17 protein-coding genes are annotated in these 16,205 nt (G+C 68.4%); 9 read left to right on the top strand and 8 right to left on the bottom strand.

Features of this window, described 5'->3' with window-relative positions; all coding sequences use genetic code 11:
• Positions 1–61 precede the first annotated feature (61 nt).
• From MKK58_RS12230 to MKK58_RS12215, 4 genes are all read left to right on the top strand, one after another.
• The gene (locus MKK58_RS12230) at positions 62–709 is read left to right on the top strand and encodes a BON domain-containing protein (protein WP_243912325.1); all 648 of its coding nucleotides are present in this window, start codon (positions 62–64) and stop codon (positions 707–709) included.
• Between the two features lie 72 nt (positions 710–781).
• Positions 782–1,492: a hypothetical protein gene (locus MKK58_RS12225; protein WP_243912324.1), complete on the top strand. Its 711-nt coding sequence runs from the start codon at positions 782–784 to the stop codon at positions 1,490–1,492.
• Positions 1,492–2,094, top strand: a complete 603-nt coding sequence (locus MKK58_RS12220; protein ID WP_243912323.1) for a GlcG/HbpS family heme-binding protein — start codon at positions 1,492–1,494, stop codon at positions 2,092–2,094. The genes MKK58_RS12225 and MKK58_RS12220 overlap by 1 nt, the downstream gene beginning before the upstream one ends.
• Before the next feature lie 115 nt (positions 2,095–2,209).
• Complete coding sequence (locus MKK58_RS12215; RefSeq protein WP_243912322.1) at positions 2,210–3,070, top strand: universal stress protein; 861 nt, start codon at positions 2,210–2,212, stop codon at positions 3,068–3,070.
• Positions 3,071–3,247: 177 nt separating this feature from the next.
• Here MKK58_RS12215 and MKK58_RS12210 read toward each other — a convergent pair whose 3' ends face one another.
• The 5 genes from MKK58_RS12210 to MKK58_RS12190 all read right to left on the bottom strand — a co-directional run bounded on the left by MKK58_RS12210 (position 3,248) and on the right by MKK58_RS12190 (position 7,702).
• Positions 3,248–3,613, bottom strand: a complete 366-nt coding sequence (locus MKK58_RS12210; protein WP_243912321.1) for a chaperone modulator CbpM — start codon at positions 3,611–3,613, stop codon at positions 3,248–3,250.
• Positions 3,610–4,518 carry a DnaJ C-terminal domain-containing protein gene (locus tag MKK58_RS12205; RefSeq protein WP_243912320.1) on the bottom strand — a complete coding sequence of 303 codons (909 nt, stop codon included), beginning with the start codon at positions 4,516–4,518 and terminating at the stop codon, positions 3,610–3,612. The genes MKK58_RS12210 and MKK58_RS12205 overlap by 4 nt, the downstream gene beginning before the upstream one ends.
• A 47-nt stretch (positions 4,519–4,565) precedes the next feature.
• A complete protein-coding gene (locus MKK58_RS12200) occupies positions 4,566–5,099 on the bottom strand; it encodes a nucleotide exchange factor GrpE (protein WP_243912319.1) in 534 nt (177 codons plus the stop codon).
• Between the two features lie 29 nt (positions 5,100–5,128).
• Positions 5,129–7,015, bottom strand: coding sequence for a molecular chaperone DnaK (dnaK, locus tag MKK58_RS12195; RefSeq protein WP_243912318.1), 1,887 nt, complete (start codon positions 7,013–7,015; stop codon positions 5,129–5,131).
• A 336-nt stretch (positions 7,016–7,351) separates the two neighbouring features.
• On the bottom strand, positions 7,352–7,702 hold the full coding sequence (locus MKK58_RS12190) for a hypothetical protein (RefSeq protein ID WP_243912317.1): 351 nt from the start codon (positions 7,700–7,702) through the stop codon (positions 7,352–7,354).
• 162 nt (positions 7,703–7,864) lie between these two features.
• Here MKK58_RS12190 and MKK58_RS12185 point away from each other — a divergent pair, with 162 nt between their 5' ends.
• Complete coding sequence (locus tag MKK58_RS12185; RefSeq protein WP_243912316.1) at positions 7,865–9,469, top strand: oleate hydratase; 1,605 nt, start codon at positions 7,865–7,867, stop codon at positions 9,467–9,469.
• Between the two features lie 44 nt (positions 9,470–9,513).
• On the opposite strand, the gene MKK58_RS12180 is transcribed toward MKK58_RS12185, so the two are convergent.
• Positions 9,514–10,080, bottom strand: a complete 567-nt coding sequence (locus MKK58_RS12180; protein WP_243912315.1) for a hypothetical protein — start codon at positions 10,078–10,080, stop codon at positions 9,514–9,516.
• Between the two features lie 71 nt (positions 10,081–10,151).
• On the opposite strand from MKK58_RS12180, the gene MKK58_RS12175 reads away from it, so the two are divergent.
• The gene (locus MKK58_RS12175) at positions 10,152–10,802 is read left to right on the top strand and encodes a BON domain-containing protein (RefSeq protein WP_243912314.1); all 651 of its coding nucleotides are present in this window, start codon (positions 10,152–10,154) and stop codon (positions 10,800–10,802) included.
• 212 nt (positions 10,803–11,014) lie between these two features.
• On the top strand, positions 11,015–11,833 hold the full coding sequence (gene cysQ / locus MKK58_RS12170) for a 3'(2'),5'-bisphosphate nucleotidase CysQ (RefSeq protein ID WP_243912313.1): 819 nt from the start codon (positions 11,015–11,017) through the stop codon (positions 11,831–11,833).
• Here the strand turns inward: cysQ and MKK58_RS12165 are convergent.
• The gene (locus tag MKK58_RS12165; RefSeq protein ID WP_243912312.1) at positions 11,786–13,354 is read right to left on the bottom strand and encodes an AAA family ATPase; all 1,569 of its coding nucleotides are present in this window, start codon (positions 13,352–13,354) and stop codon (positions 11,786–11,788) included. The two genes, cysQ and MKK58_RS12165, sit on opposite strands and share 48 nt — an antisense overlap.
• Positions 13,355–13,515: 161 nt before the next feature.
• Positions 13,516–14,334 (bottom strand): universal stress protein, encoded by an 819-nt coding sequence (locus MKK58_RS12160; protein ID WP_243912311.1) that lies wholly within the window; start codon positions 14,332–14,334, stop codon positions 13,516–13,518.
• Positions 14,335–14,622: 288 nt separating this feature from the next.
• Here MKK58_RS12160 and MKK58_RS12155 point away from each other — a divergent pair, with 288 nt between their 5' ends.
• A complete protein-coding gene (locus MKK58_RS12155; protein WP_243912310.1) occupies positions 14,623–15,441 on the top strand; it encodes a universal stress protein in 819 nt (272 codons plus the stop codon).
• Between the two features lie 50 nt (positions 15,442–15,491).
• Complete coding sequence (locus MKK58_RS12150) at positions 15,492–16,085, top strand: DUF1003 domain-containing protein (RefSeq protein WP_243912326.1); 594 nt, start codon at positions 15,492–15,494, stop codon at positions 16,083–16,085.
• Positions 16,086–16,205: the final 120 nt, after the last annotated feature.

The raw sequence follows: 16,205 nt of genomic DNA, 5'->3' as shown, positions 1-16,205 counted from the left end.
GACCGCCGCCATCGCTAGGCGCGTGCGGCGCCCCCTTCAGTCCCCAACCACGGAGAACATCATGACCGTCGACAAGACCTTGCAGGCCAACGTCATCGCCGAGCTCGGCTGGGAGCCGAGCGTGACCGCCGCCCATATCGGGGTGACCGCCAAGGACGGCGTCGTGACCCTGACCGGCCACGTGCAGAACTACATGGAGAAGCATGCCGCCGAGAAAGCCGCCGGACGCGTCAAGGGCGTCCGTGCCGTGGCCGAGGAGATCGAGGTCCGGCTGCCCCACCATGCCAAGCGCAACGACGACGAGATCGCGGCGGCCGTGGTCCAGCGCCTGGACTGGAACGTCTCTGTTCCGGACGAGACCGTGAAGGTGACGGTCGAGAAGGGCTGGGTCACGCTCACCGGCGAGGTCGAGTGGCAGTTCCAGAAAGCCGCGGCCGAGCACGACATCCGCGGGATGCTCGGTGTCGTCGGCATTACCAATTGGGTGACCATCAAGCCGCGTCCGAACGCGACCGACATCGGCGCCGACATCACGCATGCCCTGCATCGGAGCTGGTACGACCCGAAGACGATCAACGTCAGCGCGGTCGGCGGCGTCGTCCACCTGAGCGGCACGGTCCACACCTGGTACGACCGCCAGATGGCCGGATGGACGGCTTGGGGCGCCCCCGGCGCGACGACGGTCGACAACGACATCCGCGTCGTCTGAGCGCCCCGAACCTCGAACGTCACCGCACCGGGCAGGCCGCCCGGTGCGGAGTCCGTCAGGAACCCCTCTCCAATGATCAATGCCCGGATCCACGGTCACGACCGGACCCTCCTCGGCCGGATCTTCCATCACCCGACCAGCGACAACCTGGAATGGCGGGAGGTGGTGGCCTTCGTCGGGCGGATCGGCAGCGCCGAGGAGAAGCGCGACGACAAGTGGGGCTTCACCCTCGCCGGCCGGTCCGCGACCTTCCTCCGCCCGCGGGACAAGGACATGGACCCGCGCGAGGTCGAGCGCCTGCGCCACCTGATGCAGGATGCCGGGCTGTCGCCCTACTCGACCGAGATCCTTGAGGCCTCACCAACCCCGACGGACAGCGATGCCCTCATCGTCGTCGACCACCACGAGGCGCGGATCTATCGCCTCGATCCCGAGGCCGTCGGCGGCGAGACCGAGACAACGCTGCGACCGTACGACCCCAAGGGGTACATCCACCATCTCTCCCACAAGGAGGACGGCAATTATCGCAGCCAGCGCGCGCCCGAGGACCTCGGCTACTACGACCGCATCGCCGAGACCGTCGTCAACGCGCCCCGGGTAGCCATCGTCGGGCATGGCACCGGCAAGGCCAGCGCGATGGCCGTCCTCTCGGAACGACTGCACGAGCGACATCCGGGAACCGAGATCCGCGTCGTCGCGACCGCGACCGTCGACCTGTCGGCCGCCACCGACGGTCAGTTGCTGGCGCTCGGTCGCGAGATGCTGACCCGGGACGGCCGGTGATGGCCGATCCGGTTTCCACCCTACCCGAGGGCGACCTGACCCTGGCCGAGGCGACCGCGGTGATCAGCCATGCCATCGAGGAGGCGCGTCGCCTCGGGGTCGTCGTCAGCGTCGCAGTGTGCGGCCCCCAGGGTCGCCTCGTCGCCTTCTCGAAGATGGACGGTGCCGGCTGCATGACCGCGCGCGGCGCCATCGGCAAGGCCGTGGCCTCGGCGGTCTCGGGCGAGCCGAGCGAGTTCATGTCCCCACCCGGGGACGACCTCTACTCCTCCGTCGTCGAGGGCGAAGGGACCGCGGCCTTGCACGAACGCGGCGGCATTCCCTTGAGATGGAACGGTACCCTGATCGGTGCCGTCGGCGTTTTCGGGGATGCGTCGCATGAACAGGATCTTGCCTGTGCGACCGCCGGTATGGAGGCCCTGCGGCACGCCGACTGGGCGGTGGACGGCGACCTCGGCTCATCCATGGAACGCCATGTCGTGGCCGACGACGCCCATCGTATCGGCGGCCACGAGGCGGCACCCGGCGCCACCGGCGTCGAAGAGATGCGTCCGTTCGACCACCACGCGGCGCGGCGGGCGCCCTTGCCGACCGGTTCGTAGCTCACGGTGGTCGGAGATCGCCGGCAGCAGCGGGGCGATGCCGTGGCTGGGACCCTCTGCGCCCGCGACCACCCCCACCCAAATTTGCCGTCACTCCAAGCGAGGAAATCCCCCGATGTACATGCGCTGCCTGCTCGTCCCGACCGCCCCGGGCATCGACCCGAGCCGTCGGCTCGACGCCGCCCTTCGCCTCGGTCGACGCCTTCAGGCCCATATCGGCGTGCGCTTCATGGCGCCCGGGTTGGACCACATGCTGACCGGCTTCGCGAGCCTCGCCCCCCTCGACGAAGCCAGCATCGAGGCCATCCAACGGGGCCTGCGCGAGGCGGCGGCCGACGGCAAGGCGGCCCTGCTGGCATGGTGCCTCCGCGAGAAGGTGGCGTTCAATGCGAAGTCCGAGCGCCTCGACGCCACCTTCGTGACCTGGACGGAGCTCAGCGGCGAGGTCGAACCCCTCCTGACGCTGGCCGGGCGCGTCAACGACCTGGTCATCGTCGACCGACCCGATCCGAAGCTGCCCTTCACGGGGCGTGCCCTCGACACCGCGCTGTTCTCGGTCGGGCGGCCGACGCTGATGGTGGGCGAGACCGTCCCGTACGACCTGCTGAACCATGTCGTGATCGCGTGGAACGGCAGCTTGGAGGCGACGCGACTAATCGGTCAGTCCATCGACCTGCTGCACGAGGCCACGCGCGTCACGGTCGTCCATGCCAGGACCGAGCGTTTCGACGAGACCCGGGCCGCGGACCTATGCGTTTACCTAGGCTGGCACGGGGTCGTCGCCGAGGCCGTCACCCTGCCGGTCGCGGACGGGGCCTCGGTCGGCGCCGCCATATTGGCCGAGGCCGAGCGCCAAGGTGCCTCCATGCTCGCCATGGGCGCCTACACCCATAGCCGCGTGCGGGAATTCCTGCTCGGCGGCGTCACGCGGCACGTCGTCGAGAACGCCGGCATACCCGTGCTGATGGCCCACTGACGCTTAGGGACGGCCGTCCACCACAGGAGTCGTCCCCGGCATTCGGCGAGGATGCCCCGGCAACGGCTTACCCGGCGCCCGATCCATCGTGCCCGGCGGAGGCAAAGACGGCGCGGCACTCCATCTTGGTTCGATGACGGCGGCCTGATCGCCCGGGCAGCGCACCGCCGACGATGGCTACCCGTACCGTCCCATCGGGGGATCGGGGGCATGGCCTCCCTTGCGCGCCACCTCCAGGGCGCCGTCCGCGATCCGGTCCCGGATAGGGTCCGGCTCCCGTCGGATCGCCACCGCGAGGTGGCCGAGGGTACGGCGCAGGCCGCTCATCCGGTCGACGAGGTCGAGGATCAGGACGATCCCTTCCCCGTTGACGCCGAAATCCCGCTCCAGGTCCTGGATCAGTTGTGCCCGGCCGAGGTCGATCTCCCGAAACGTCCAGCGCCCCTCGGTCTTCTCGGGGATGAGCCAGCCGGTCTCGACCCAGGCCTGGAGCACGTCCGTCTCCACGCGCGCGCGGACCTGGAACTCACGCATCTCCATCATAGCGTCTCCTCGGCTTGCCGGGTGTCATGAGGCTTCGCGGTCCCCCAGCGTGAGACGAAGTCCTGCAACTCCGCGTCCGGCTCCGTCGGCAGGGTCAGCCGCAGCGTGACGTACTCGTCGCCCGGGGTGGTGCCGCCACGGACCATGCCCTTGCCGCGCAGGCGGTGCACGGCGCCGGCGTTGCTCCACTTCGGAACGGTCATGGACACGGGTCCGGACGGCGTCGGCACGCTGACCCTGCCCCCCAGGACAGCGTCACGGAGCGACAGGGGCAGGTCGACGTGGATGTCGTCCCCCTTGAGCGTGAAGAGAGAGTGAGGACGGACCTCGACCTCGATCAGGGCATCGCCTGGGTGCCCCTTGCCGATGCCGGGCCCGCCCTTGCCGCGCAGGCGCAGCGTCTGCCCCGTGCGCGTGCCGGGCGGGATCGTGACGTCGAGGGCTGGGCTGTCCGGCAGCGTCAGCGTGCGTTTCCCGCCGTTGAACGCCTCAAGGAAGTCGAGCTCCACCCGATATCGGGCATCCGCGCCGGAACGGTTCGGGTCGACCCGCCCGGCGCGACCGAACATCTGCGCGAAGATGTCCTCGCCGCCGAAAGCGCCGAACCCGGGATCGCCGCCGTAGGGATGGCCCGCATCGCGTTCGGCCTGCTCGCGGTAATACGGCTGCCGCGGCCGCTCGCTGCCGGACGCGTCGATCTCGCCCCGGTCGAACTGCGTGCGCTTGGCCGGGTCGTTCAGCAGGTCGTAGGCGGTCGCCACCGCCTTGAAGCTCTCCTCGGCCTTCTTGTTGCCGGGGTTGAGGTCGGGATGCAGCTTCTTGGCGAGCTTGCGGTAGGCCGTGCGCAGGTCCGCCTCGGAGACGTCCCGCGTCACGCCGAGCACCTTGTACGGATCTTCGCTCACTACGGATTCCTCCGGGTCGGGATGATTTTCGGACCGACCATGGCGTGTCAGCGCGCAGCGCCATGACCGCGATGCGCCTTGGCGATGCTCACACGCGCCGGTCGCAGGAGGCGGTCATGGAGGGTGAAGCCATCCTCCATGACGTCGACGACCGTCCCCGCCGGGTGGGTCGCATCCTCGACCTCGCTCATCGCCTCGTGGGCCTTCGGATCGAAGGGCGTGCCCAGCGCCGGTATCCGTCGAATGCCGAAGCGTTCGAGCGTGCCGGTCAGCATCCGCGCGGTCGCATCGACGCCTTCGAGCAGGGACGCATGGGCTCCCGGATCGACGCCCTGGCCGCCCATGGCGGCTGCGACGGCCCGACCGAGGTTGTCCGCCACCGGAAGGAGCGCGCCCGCGAGCCCCTGCACCGCGAACTTCCTGGCATCATCGACGCTGCGCTCGCCCCGTCGCCGGACGTTCTCGGTTTCGGCGAGCGCCCGCATCAGGCGATCCTGCAGGGAAGCGTTCTCGGCCCGGAGGGCCGCGAGATCCGCGGCCTCCCCGTTGGGTGACGCGGCACCGTTCATATTCTCGGGCATCGGTCGATCCCCCTCGGACATCGGGCCGGTCATGCCGCCGGCCGGTGCCGCGGGGCGTCGCCGGCGGCGTCCTCGAACTCCGCGTCGACGATCTCCGGATCGGCCGACGGGCCCTTGGCGGCAGGTCCGCCCTCGCCCAGGCGCGACGCGGCTTGGGTTAGGCGCTCGGTGGCCGTCCTGATGCGCGACAGGTCTCCGGCCTGGATCGCCTCCCGCGCTGCCGTGACCGCCTTCTCGACTTCGGCTTGCACATCAGCCGCGACGTTGCCCCCCGCCTCCTTAAGGCTCTTTTCGGTGGTGTAGATCGCGACATCGGCGTGGTTGCCGGCCTCGACCAATTCCTTGCGGACCTTGTCGGCGCCCGCATGGGTCTCGGCCTCGCGCACGAGGCGCTGGATCGCCGCCTCGTCGAGACCGCCCGAGGCCTCGATGCGGATGGTCTGCTCCTTCCCGCTGGCCTTGTCCTTGGCCGAGACGTTGACGATGCCGTTGGCATCGATGTCGAAGGTGACCTCGATCTGCGGCTGGCCCCGTGGCGCCGGCGGTATCCCGACGAGGTCGAACTGGCCGAGCATCTTGTTGTCGGCCGCCATCTCGCGCTCGCCCTGGAACACCCGGATCGTCACCGCCGGCTGGGCGTCGGCTGCGGTGGAGAAGGTCTGGCTCCGCTTCGTCGGGATCGTGGTGTTGCGCTCGATCAGCTTGGTCAGCACGCCGCCGAGGGTCTCGATGCCGAGCGACAGCGGGGTGACATCGAGGAGCAGCACGTCGCTGACGTCGCCCTGGAGTACGCCTGCCTGGATCGCGGCGCCGATGGCCACCACCTCATCCGGGTTCACGCCCTTGTGCGGCTCGCGCCCGAACAGGACCTGCACGGTCTCCTGCACCTTCGGCATCCGGGTCTGGCCGCCGACGAGGACGACCTCGTCGATCTGCGACACTTCGAGGTTCGCGTCCTTGAACGCCGCCTTGCACGGACCCGCCGTCCGCTCGACGAGGTCGGCTACCAGGGCTTCGAGCTTGGCGCGGCTGAGCTTGATCGCGAGGTGCTTCGGCCCGTTCTGGTCGGCCGTGACGAAGGGCAGGTTCACCTCGGTCTGGGTGGCTGACGACAGCTCGATCTTGGCCTTCTCGGCGGCGTCCTTGAGGCGCTGCAGGGCGAGCCGGTCCTTCCGCAGGTCGATGCCGCTCTCCTTGCGGAACTCGTCCACGAGGTAGTCGACGATGCGGTTGTCGAAATCCTCGCCGCCCAGGAAGGTGTCGCCGTTGGTGGACTTCACCTCGAAGACGCCGTCGCCGATCTCCAGGAACGAGACGTCGAAGGTGCCGCCGCCGAGGTCGTAGACCCCGACCTTGCCGCTGCCCTTCTTGTCGAGCCCATACGCCAGGGCCGCAGCCGTTGGCTCGTTGATCATCCGGAGCACCTCAAGCCCGGCGATGCGACCGGCGTCCTTGGTCGCCTGGCGTTGCGCGTCGTTGAAGTAGGCCGGCACGGTGATGACGGCCTTGGTCACCTTCTCGCCGAGGAAGGCCTCGGCGGTCTCCTTCATCTTCGTCAGGATGTAGGCGCTGATCTGGCTCGGGCTGTAGGTCTTGCCCTTCACCTCGACCCAGGCGTCGCCGTTGGGGCCGGGCACGATCTTGTAGCCGACCATGGCCTTGTCCTTCTCGGTCAGCGGATCATCGTAGCGCCGTCCGATCAGGCGCTTGATCGCCGAGATGGTGTTCTCGGGGTTGGTGATGCTCTGGCGCTTGGCCGGCTGGCCCACCAGGACCTCCCCGCTTTCGGTGAAGGCGACGATGGACGGCGTGGTCCGCGCGCCCTCTGCGTTCTCGATGACCTGCGCCTTCGCCCCGTCGCGGACGGCGACGCAGGAATTGGTGGTGCCGAGGTCGATGCCGATGGCCTTGGACATGATGATCTCCGTGATGTGTCTGGTGAGGGCCGTGGCCGGCGGCATGCATCGCCGGCGTCGTCGATAATCGTGATGGGTCAGGTTCGAGGGGTGGTCGGCGGAATGCCCGGCCCTGGCCGTCGAGACGTCCGATCCGACGGGATGCGGCCGCCGTTCGGGGAAGCCGGAGCCTTCGGGACCCGGCTTGTCGTGCGAGGCCCTGTCAGGCCCGCTCCGCCATCGTCGTCCCAGGTCTCGCTTTGGAACTCGTCGATAACCGTCGTGGGCGGGGGCCTCGGGTTCATGACCGACCTTTCCGGGATGGTGCGGGGCGGTTCGCCTCCGCTTCGATGGCGGTCAGCGCGCTGGAGCCGAACCGCCGCCCGCCGAACCGGGCGCCGTGGCCTCGGGGTTGGATGGAATGGCCACGGTCCCTGTCGTGTCCGGAACGGTCTCGTGGCAGCTGCAATCGACGATCAGGCCGCCAGGCTCGGCCCCGGTCCTCGGATCCGCCGGAGCGGCCGCATCCGGCACCGTATTGCGGCAGGTGCAGTCCAGGGCCTCGACCCGGGCCGACGGGTCGTCCTTCACCGAGCCGGGATTGTTCGCGATGTTCACGTCGTCGTTCGGCAGGGTGGCCTGGGCGTAACCGACATCCGTCATCGCCAGTGCGAACACGGCGGAAAGGAGCAGGACGGGGAGACGCATGGGGATACCCTTCGCCGATGTCGAGCACCCGGCTCCGATCCATCGTCGGACGTCTATGCGCCCCATACCGAGGGGCGGCTTTGTCTTGGATCAAAGACGCACTGGGGCCTTCGAATAGGCTCGGCTTGCGCTTCGAAGACATGTCCAAAGGCAAGACACCGCATGGCCCACGCCGCTCCCACCGCTTGTCCCGACCGGAAAGCCTACCTCGTCGGGGGCGGCATCGCCTCCCTTGCCGCGGCGGCCTTCCTGATCCGCGACGGTGACATGCCGGGATGCGACATCACCGTGATCGAGGAGACCGGCGTCCTCGGCGGCAGCCTCGACGGATCGGGCAACCCGACGGAGGGCTACGTCCTGCGCGGCGGCCGCATGCTGGAAGCTAAGTACCTCTGCACCTTCGACCTGTTCGCCTCGATCCCGACGCTCGATGGGACCCAGACGGTGACCCAGGAGACCTTCGCCTGGAACGAGACGTTGAGGACCTCGTCGAAGGCGCGCCTCGTCAGCGGCGGGGAACGGCTGACCGCCCCTCGGTTCGGGTTGAGCGAGGGACACATCCTCACCATCGAGCGCCTCGCCATCCTGCCGGAATCCGTGCTCGGCAAAAGCACCATCGCGGAGCAGTTCGACCCGTCGTTCTTCAAGACGAACTTCTGGTTCATGTGGTGCACGACCTTCGCCTTCCAGCCCTGGCACGGAGCGGTCGAGTTCAGGCGCTACCTCGTCCGGTTCGCCCACATGGTCTCGGGCTTCAACCGCCTGCACGGCATCATGCGGACGGTCTACAACCAGTACGACTCGATGGTGCTGCCGCTGCGCAAGTGGCTCGACGAGCGCGGCGTCGTGTTCGCGTTCAACACCCGGGTAACCGATCTGGGTCTGGTCGGACAGGAGGGCGCCAAGAGCGTCTCGCGCATCCTCACCGACCACCTCGGAAAGGCGGGCGAGATCCGGGTCCGTGAGGGCGACCTCGTCTTAGTGACCCTGGGCTCGATGACCGAGGGCTCGACGCTGGGCGGCATGGACAGCGTTCCCGCCCTCAAGGGCAAGACGGACGGCGGCGCCTGGACGCTGTGGGAGAACCTCGCAAGGGACCGCCCCGCGTTCGGACGCCCCGAGGTCTTCACCGACCACATCGACCAGTCCAAGTGGGTCTCCTTCACCACCACCCTGCACGACCCATCGTTCCTGCGTATGGTCCGCGACTTCACCGGAAACGTCCCCGGCGAGGGCGGCCTCGTCACCTTCCCGCACTCGAACTGGCTGGCCTCCATCGTCATCCCGTTCCAGCCGCACTTCATCGGACAGCCGAAGGACGTCGGGGTGTTCTGGGGCTATGGCCTCGCCGTCGACGAGCCCGGCAACTTCGTGAGGAAGCCGATGTCGGCCTGCACCGGGCGGGAGATCATGACCGAGATCCTCGGCCACCTGCGCATCGAGGCGGAGGCGGCCGGCATCCTCGACAAGGCTATCTGCATCCCGTGCATGATGCCGTTCATCACCAGCCAGTTCCTGCCGCGCGAGCCCAGCGACCGGCCACAGGTCATCCCGAAGGGCACGACGAACCTGGGGCTCATGGGACAATTCTGCGAGTTGCCCGACGACGTGGTGTTCACGGTCGAATACTCGATCCGCTCCGCCCAGGCGGCGGTCTACGGCCTCCTAGGCCTCGAACGCAAGCCGCCTGCCGTCTACCAGGGCAAGTTCGATCCCCGCGTCCTGTTCAAGGCTTACCGGGCGCTGCACGACCTGCAGGATGCCTGACGGCCGAAGGCGAGTTGGGCGCTCCCGCGGGGGCGCCCAAATCGTCAGGCCAGCTTCGAGCTGCCGCCGGACAAACCCCAGGCCCGTTGCTCGTATCCGCCGGATTCGTGGATCTCCGGCGGATGGGGATCGACCGGACCGGGGGAGAACGGGCCGAGGTCATCCGAAATCACGAGGTCCTCGGAAGCGCGAAGGACCGGAACGCCATGCGTGGCCCTCATCGCATGCTGCGACCCCGTGCCGGTGCCGTTCTCGGCGGCCATCTCGTTGGCGATACGCTCGACCACGTCGAGGGCGCTCCCGATCCTGTCGGCTTGCATGCAGACCTCGTCCTCGTCGATCAGGCAGGCGCCGTCTCCTGTCCACCAGCGCCCGTCATCGATCAGGCGGAGCAGACCGGCGAGACGGTTTTGCTGCTTCATCAGGGACTCGACGGCGCGGGGACAGGTCATCTCGTGTTCCTTTTCGCCTTTGGCCGAACGCGGGGCGTCGACCGTGCAGGCATGTCGGTCACCGTAGATGCCGGGCCGGTACGATCCTTGCGCTGGATCAAGGACCACATCGGTCCCGCTCCCTAAGTTGGCCGGATGCCGGGACATCCCCTTGGACATGGACGGCGATCATCGCCGCCCCCGGGGGGCATGGGTGCCGAGCGGTTCATCGCATCGTTACGGAGATCCTCATGTCCAGCGACACCAGCCTGCAGCACCGCGTCACGGCCGAACTCATCTGGGACCCGGCAGTGACCTCCTCGGAGATCGGCGTCACGGCCAAGGACGGCATCGTTTCCCTGTCCGGGCAGGTCGAGACGTATGACGAGAAGATGGCTGCCGAGGCCGCCGCCCGTCGCGTCTACGGCGTCAAGGCCATCGTCATGGAGATCGAGGTCGACGTGCCCCTTTCCTTCAAGCGCTCGGACGTGGACATCGCGACGACCGCCGTTGCGCGTCTAGCCTGGAACGTCGCCGTGCCGCCGGACTGCGTCTCCGTGAAGGTCTCAAAGGGTGTCATCACCATGACTGGCGAGGTCGACCACCATTTCCAGTTCGAGGCCGCCGAGCGGGAGTTGCGTCATCTCTGCGGCGTGGTGGCGGTCAACAACCTCATCACGGTGCGGCCCCAGGTCGACGTGGCGGCCGTCAGCGACAGGATCAGCGAGGCGCTGGATCGCTCGTGGCTGTTCGACCCGAAGACCGTGACCGTCACCGCCGATGGCGGGACCGTCTATCTTGGAGGGACCGTGCGCAGCATGCAGGAGCGCCGCGATGCGTTGGGCGCGGCCTGGGCGTCTCCCGGCACCACGGCGGTCGTGAACAGCATCGGCGTCGTGTGAACGAAGCGACGTTTGGGCCTGGCAATCCAGGCCCGGCCCGGGCTTTCCGAAGACCAAAGGCAAACCGACCGTGACGAAGAGCCATCACGATCACGGCCATTCCACCGACGCCGAAGCACCCGGGAGCCGATGCGCCCCGATGGGCACTTCGTGAGGAGCGGATCCCGATACGATTGCCGTTGCTGACCCCGGTATCCGAGGGGATGGGTCCGATGCACCTCGACATGATGGCCCGATCACTGGTCCGTATCGCGATTGCCGCGGGCGGACCCGTGGCCTCCGTTTATTCCCGGGGGTGCCCCACGCGGTGGAAAGCGGACGGGTCCCCTGTCACCGAGGCCGATCTCGCGGCCGAACGCCTGATCCTGGAAAGGCTCGCCGCGGCGTTCCCGGGAATTCCTGTGGTTGCGGAAGAGAGCGTCGCGGCCGGGCACAGATCAGAGCTTGGCCCGTGCTTCCTCCTCGTCGACCCCCTGGACGGGACCCGTGAGTTCATAGCGCAGCGCAACGAGTTCACGGTCAACGTTGCCATGATCGAGGATGGCAGGCCCATCGCCGGTGCCATCTACGCCCCCCTGCTCGGGCAGGCGTGGTTCGGCGGGACATCGAGTTACACGATCCCGGCCCCGCCTGGTTCGGAGGCTGCCGACCTGACCGGCGCCCGTCGCATCGGGGTTCGCGCGCCGCCCGACGCGGGCCTCGTCGCACTGGTCAGCCGCTCGCACGCGGATCCCATGACCGAGGCCTACCTGTCGCGCCTGCCGCTGGCCGAGCGTCGTCCGATGGGGTCGTCCCTCAAGTTCTGCCGCATCGCCGAGGGCATGGCGGACGTCTATCCCCGGTTGGGCGGCATCCGGGAATGGGACATCGCGGCGGGGCATGCCATCCTGCAGGCGGCCGGTGGAACCATGACGGCGCCGGACGGGTCGCCCCTGCGCTACGGCGACCCGACCGAGGACTTTCGGCTGCCCGGGTTCCTCGCCTCAGGCGGGTTCAATCTCCCGGCTTCCGATCCTGCCGTTGCCGCGTGAGGGAGAGGACGCCAGGATCGCGTCCCTGGTCGTCGTCGGATCGGCCTCCGCGGCGAGATGCTGCCAATCGATGTCCCCGCAATCGTGCCGGACCTGATCCATGAGCACCTCGGCCGTCGCGTCCGACGGGTCGTTCCGCCGGTCGGCGATGCGGGATGCCAGCAGCCCCGTGTTTGGAGCCTCAAGCCATACCCCCCGGAAGGAGACCCCGGCTTTCGCGGCCGTCACCTCGATGGAGGAGCGCTCGGAAGGCCGGTCGAACACAGCATCGGCGACGACCGCACACCCGGAGGACAAGGCTTGGAACGCCTCGTCCCGGAGGGAGGCGTAGACCGTTGCGGACACCTCCGGCAGATAGGCGGACGGGGGTAAGCGCGTGTTGGCCGAAACGCCGAATGCGTCTTTGCGGATGCGGTCGCTGTTGAGGACACGGGCGCCGGGCGGCGGACCGAGATGGGACGCCACGCAGGCCGCAACGGTCGACTTGCCGGATCCGCTGAGGCCCCCGATTGCGAGCAGCGTCGCGTCCGAACCCGCCAGTAGCGACAGGGCGAGGTCGTGATACGCGCGCGCCTCGACGAGCGTTCTCGCGGCTTTGCCTGGAGGTTGACCACCCGCCTGGGCCGCCGTGACGTGGGCACGGATCGCGGCGCGGATTGCCATGAGGAAGGGCAACGCTCCGATGCCGGCGGCCTCGTCCGTCTCGTCGAGGTAGCGATTGAACAGGAGATTGGCGAGGCCGCCCTGGTCGCGGTGCCAGAGATCCATAAGCAGGAAGGCGAGGTCGTAGAGGACATCGATGGTCGCGATGGCGTCGTCGAACTCGATGCAGTCGAACAGGGTCGGCACGTCGTCGACGAGGCAGATGTTGCGCAGGATGAGGTCGCCGTGGCAGCGGCGCACCTTCCCGGCCAGACGCCGCTTCTCCAGCATGGGAGCATGCCGTTCGAAGGCGCTTCGGAAGGCCGCGCGAATGGCGTCCGCCGCCTCCTCCGGGACGAACGCCACCGCGCGCAGCGAGCGGTCGTTCATGTCCAGGACCGCGGCGATTCCGGCTGCCCCTCCGTGATCGAGGCTGACCGCGGCGCCGCGATGGAACTGCGCGATGCGGTGCGCAAGGTCGGTGATCAGGGTCGGAGTGAGTGCATCGCGCTGCGCCATGTCGTCGAGAAGGTCGTGCTGCGCGAAGCGGCGCATTTCCACGACCGCGTCGACGAGGGGGCCGGCTCCGTCGAAGGCCAGCCGCCCGTCGGTCTCCTGGGTGATCCGGCGGACCCCGAGGTAGAGTGCGGGCGCCGTGCGACGGTTCAGGACGAGTTCGGCCTCGCAGAAGGACAACCGGCGCTCGGCGGTCGAGAAATCAAGGTAGGGAAAGCGAACGGGTCGCTTGAGCTTGAACGCACGGTCGCCGGCCATGAGGACGGTCGAGATGTGCGTCGTGATGGTGTCGACCGGAAGCCCCAGGACGGCGGCCTCCGCTTTCAGGAAAGCGACGGCCTCGACCTGATCCTCCACGGTCATGGGCGCGCCACCGCAGTCGGTAGTGTCACGAGCGGCTCCGATCCCGAGCCCCGGACCGGGGTCCGCAACCGGCTGCTCGCCGTCCGGTCGATGAAGCGGTCACGCAACCAGCTCATCCAGGCCATTGAAAGCTCCCTCGTCATTCCTGGGCCTCGCTCGGGTCAATGGGACATCAGGCAACAGATCGGGCTGTGGTCGAGGAGGTTGCGCGTAACCCCGCCGAAGAACCATTCGCGTAGGCGGCTGTACCCGAAGGCCCCGCTGACGATCAGGTCCGCCCCGAAGCCCTCGGCGGCATCGAGGAGGGTCTCGGCCGTTCCGCACCCGTTCGGGGCCTTGAGGACTCCCTCGGCCTTCACGCCGTGCAGGCCGAGATAGGCCACGACGTCGTCCAACTCGACCCGGTCGCCGTCGTCGGTGACCCGGACCACATGGACGGCCTCGGCGAGCTTCAGGAACGGCATCGCGTCCGAGATCGCCCTACGGCTCTGCATGGTGTTCTTCCAGGCCACGACCACACGGGACGCAGACAGCCGTTCAACGCCGCGCGGGACCACGAGCACGGGCCTTCCCACGGCCATCAGCGCTTCGCCGGGACCCACGGCGGCCACGAGGCGTGGTCGGTCGTTCGTCCCCTGACGCCCGACCACGACGAGGTCGGCCGCCCGCGATTGCTCGGCGAGGAAGGTGATGGTCTCCATGAGTTCGGAACGCCACTCGGTCCGCTCTGCCGGTTCGGCCGCGAGGCGGAAGGCTTCCTCCGTCGCCTTCAGCTCATCGAGGGCTTTCTGGCGGATCTCCTCGACCCCGTATCCGGTCGGCACCGAGGTCTCGCCGAACCCCCGCGGGTAGTCCGGCCCCCAGGCCGCGACGCCGATGAGACGTGCATCGAGCCTTCGCGCCAGATGCGCCGCGAGCGTCACGCGTGGCGCCGCCTGCTCCCCGGGGTCAACGGCGACGATGATGCTGGCGTACGACATGGGAGGGCTCCGGCGACGAAAAGGAGACCATGCCCGGGCATCGAGGGGCCATCGTTGATCCAGCGCAAACCCGTCCTTTGACGCAGCGGGCATCCGCGACGCGGGGGAGACGCACGCGGACATTGCCTCTCCTATCCCTGCGTTGTCGGATGAGGTCGTGATCCATGCCGGGCAGGACCCATTTCGCGGCGGAGCGGGTCGGCGACACCGCGTTTGCGCTAGGTCAAAGACGTCTCCGTCCCGAACGGGCATCCCGAGCGTCCCGTATCGAATCTAGGCGCGCCATCCATGACATTCGCCAGCATCATGGTGTCCGTCGACCTCGCCGGCGACGCAGGCGCCAGAACATCCATCGCGGCCCATCTTGCGGACGCCCTCGATGCCCGGACGATAGGCGTCGCCGCGCAGATGCCGGACCATGTCACGGCGCAGGTCGGACCGATGGGCGCCGCAGCGTTCCTTCCGGGCCTGACCGAACGGGCCGTCCTCGATGGGCTCGCCCGGGCACAGGACCTGTTCCGGGTGGCGGCTGGGAGCCGCAGCCGGGTCTCGTGGCGCTCCGCCGTCGAGCCCGGCCTGGCCTTCCTGACGGGCCAGGCCCGGGCTGCCGACCTCATCGTCGTCGGACGGGGAGACGAGGCGGATGCGACCGGGTGCATCCGCCCGCTCGACCCCGCCTCCGTCGTCCTCGCCGCGGGACGGCCGGTGCTCATCGTGCCGCCTGGCATCGACTACCTCGAACTCCGACGCCCGATGGTGGCGTGGAAGGACACGCGGGAAGCCCGTCGCGCGGTCATGGACGCCTTGCCGATATTGCGCTTGGCGGGCCGGGTCGACGTCGTAGCGGTTACGCTCACGGACCAAGCCACCGGAGCCGCGGACGTAGCTGCCTACCTCTCGGCGCACGACATCGATGCAACCGCTTCCGAGCACCTATCCGAGGGGACGAGCGACGCGGAGACCCTGCTCGACTTCGCGTCCGAGCATGCTTCGGACCTGATCGTTATGGGGGCCTACGGGCACGGCCGGGTGCGGGAGATGGTCCTCGGCGGCGTCACCCGGGATGTCCTGCGGTACTGCCCCGTCTGCAGCTTCCTGAGCCACTGATGGACGATCGCACCCCCGCGACCGTAACGATCCCCCCATCCGCCCCGACAATGCCCTCCGCCACCGGGAAGCCGCCCGTCGACGGCGCGGTCACCCACCTCGCCCGCCAGTTGATGGAGGCCGGATTGGAGGGATTGTCCGAGCGCGAGCGGCGGGTGATCCTCCACGTCGCCAAGCGGTGCCACGTCTCCCGAGACGTGAACCGCGTCCTCGTCGAACGCCAGACGTTCGGCGAGCGTCTCGCGGATCGCGTCGCCCAACTCGGCGGCTCGTGGGGCTTCATCCTCGTGTTCACGGGGATGCTCGGCGCATGGGTCGTGCTGAACACCGTCATCCTCGGCGGAGCCGCCGGCTTCGACCCCTATCCGTACATCTTCCTCAACCTGATTCTCTCGATGGTCGCTGCGCTCCAGGCCCCGGTGATCCTCATGTCCCAGAACCGCCAGGCGGCCCGGGACCGGGTGGCCGCTGGCCTCGACTACGAGATCAACCTCAAGGCGGAGGTCGAGATCATGGCCCTGCACGACAAGCTCGACCGCATCCGGATGGAGCGTCTCGAAAGCGTTCTGGACGCGCAATCGATTCAGATCGAAGCCATCGCCATGGCGGTCGGCATTGCCCCGGCAAAACCCGTCACGGACTGACGGGTCGCGTCCTCACGGGGAGGCGACGTGCTTCGTGAGGGCGGACCGGAACCGACCCGCGATCCGCATCGGAGGGCGTCGCTGGGCCGTCACGAGCCCGTTGGCGACCCGGACGTGCGG

Source organism: Methylobacterium sp. J-078 (genome assembly GCF_022829285.1).
In the GTDB taxonomy this organism is placed as follows: domain Bacteria; phylum Pseudomonadota; class Alphaproteobacteria; order Rhizobiales; family Beijerinckiaceae; genus Methylobacterium.
Note: the sequence above shows the minus strand (reverse complement) of the source record. Positions and strands in the feature narration are given on the sequence as shown.

Bases quoted from the DNA above. Each gene is read 5' to 3' on its own strand.
- MKK58_RS12210 (WP_243912321.1), bottom strand. From the start codon at position 3,613: ATGATGGAGATGCGTGAGTTCCAGGTCCGCGCGCGCGTGGAGACGGAC.
- dnaK (WP_243912318.1), bottom strand. From the start codon at position 7,015: ATGTCCAAGGCCATCGGCATCGACCTCGGCACCACCAATTCCTGCGTC.
- MKK58_RS12150 (WP_243912326.1), top strand. From the start codon at position 15,492: ATGCCCTCCGCCACCGGGAAGCCGCCCGTCGACGGCGCGGTCACCCAC.
- MKK58_RS12185 (WP_243912316.1), top strand. From the start codon at position 7,865: ATGGCCCACGCCGCTCCCACCGCTTGTCCCGACCGGAAAGCCTACCTC.
- MKK58_RS12155 (WP_243912310.1), top strand. From the start codon at position 14,623: ATGACATTCGCCAGCATCATGGTGTCCGTCGACCTCGCCGGCGACGCA.
- MKK58_RS12225 (WP_243912324.1), top strand. From the start codon at position 782: ATGATCAATGCCCGGATCCACGGTCACGACCGGACCCTCCTCGGCCGG.
- cysQ (WP_243912313.1), top strand. From the start codon at position 11,015: ATGCACCTCGACATGATGGCCCGATCACTGGTCCGTATCGCGATTGCC.
- MKK58_RS12175 (WP_243912314.1), top strand. From the start codon at position 10,152: ATGTCCAGCGACACCAGCCTGCAGCACCGCGTCACGGCCGAACTCATC.
- MKK58_RS12230 (WP_243912325.1), top strand. From the start codon at position 62: ATGACCGTCGACAAGACCTTGCAGGCCAACGTCATCGCCGAGCTCGGC.
- MKK58_RS12165 (WP_243912312.1), bottom strand. From the start codon at position 13,354: ATGACCGTGGAGGATCAGGTCGAGGCCGTCGCTTTCCTGAAAGCGGAG.
- MKK58_RS12160 (WP_243912311.1), bottom strand. From the start codon at position 14,334: ATGTCGTACGCCAGCATCATCGTCGCCGTTGACCCCGGGGAGCAGGCG.
- MKK58_RS12215 (WP_243912322.1), top strand. From the start codon at position 2,210: ATGTACATGCGCTGCCTGCTCGTCCCGACCGCCCCGGGCATCGACCCG.
- MKK58_RS12200 (WP_243912319.1), bottom strand. From the start codon at position 5,099: ATGCCCGAGAATATGAACGGTGCCGCGTCACCCAACGGGGAGGCCGCG.
- MKK58_RS12220 (WP_243912323.1), top strand. From the start codon at position 1,492: ATGGCCGATCCGGTTTCCACCCTACCCGAGGGCGACCTGACCCTGGCC.
- MKK58_RS12190 (WP_243912317.1), bottom strand. From the start codon at position 7,702: ATGCGTCTCCCCGTCCTGCTCCTTTCCGCCGTGTTCGCACTGGCGATG.
- MKK58_RS12180 (WP_243912315.1), bottom strand. From the start codon at position 10,080: ATGTCCAAGGGGATGTCCCGGCATCCGGCCAACTTAGGGAGCGGGACC.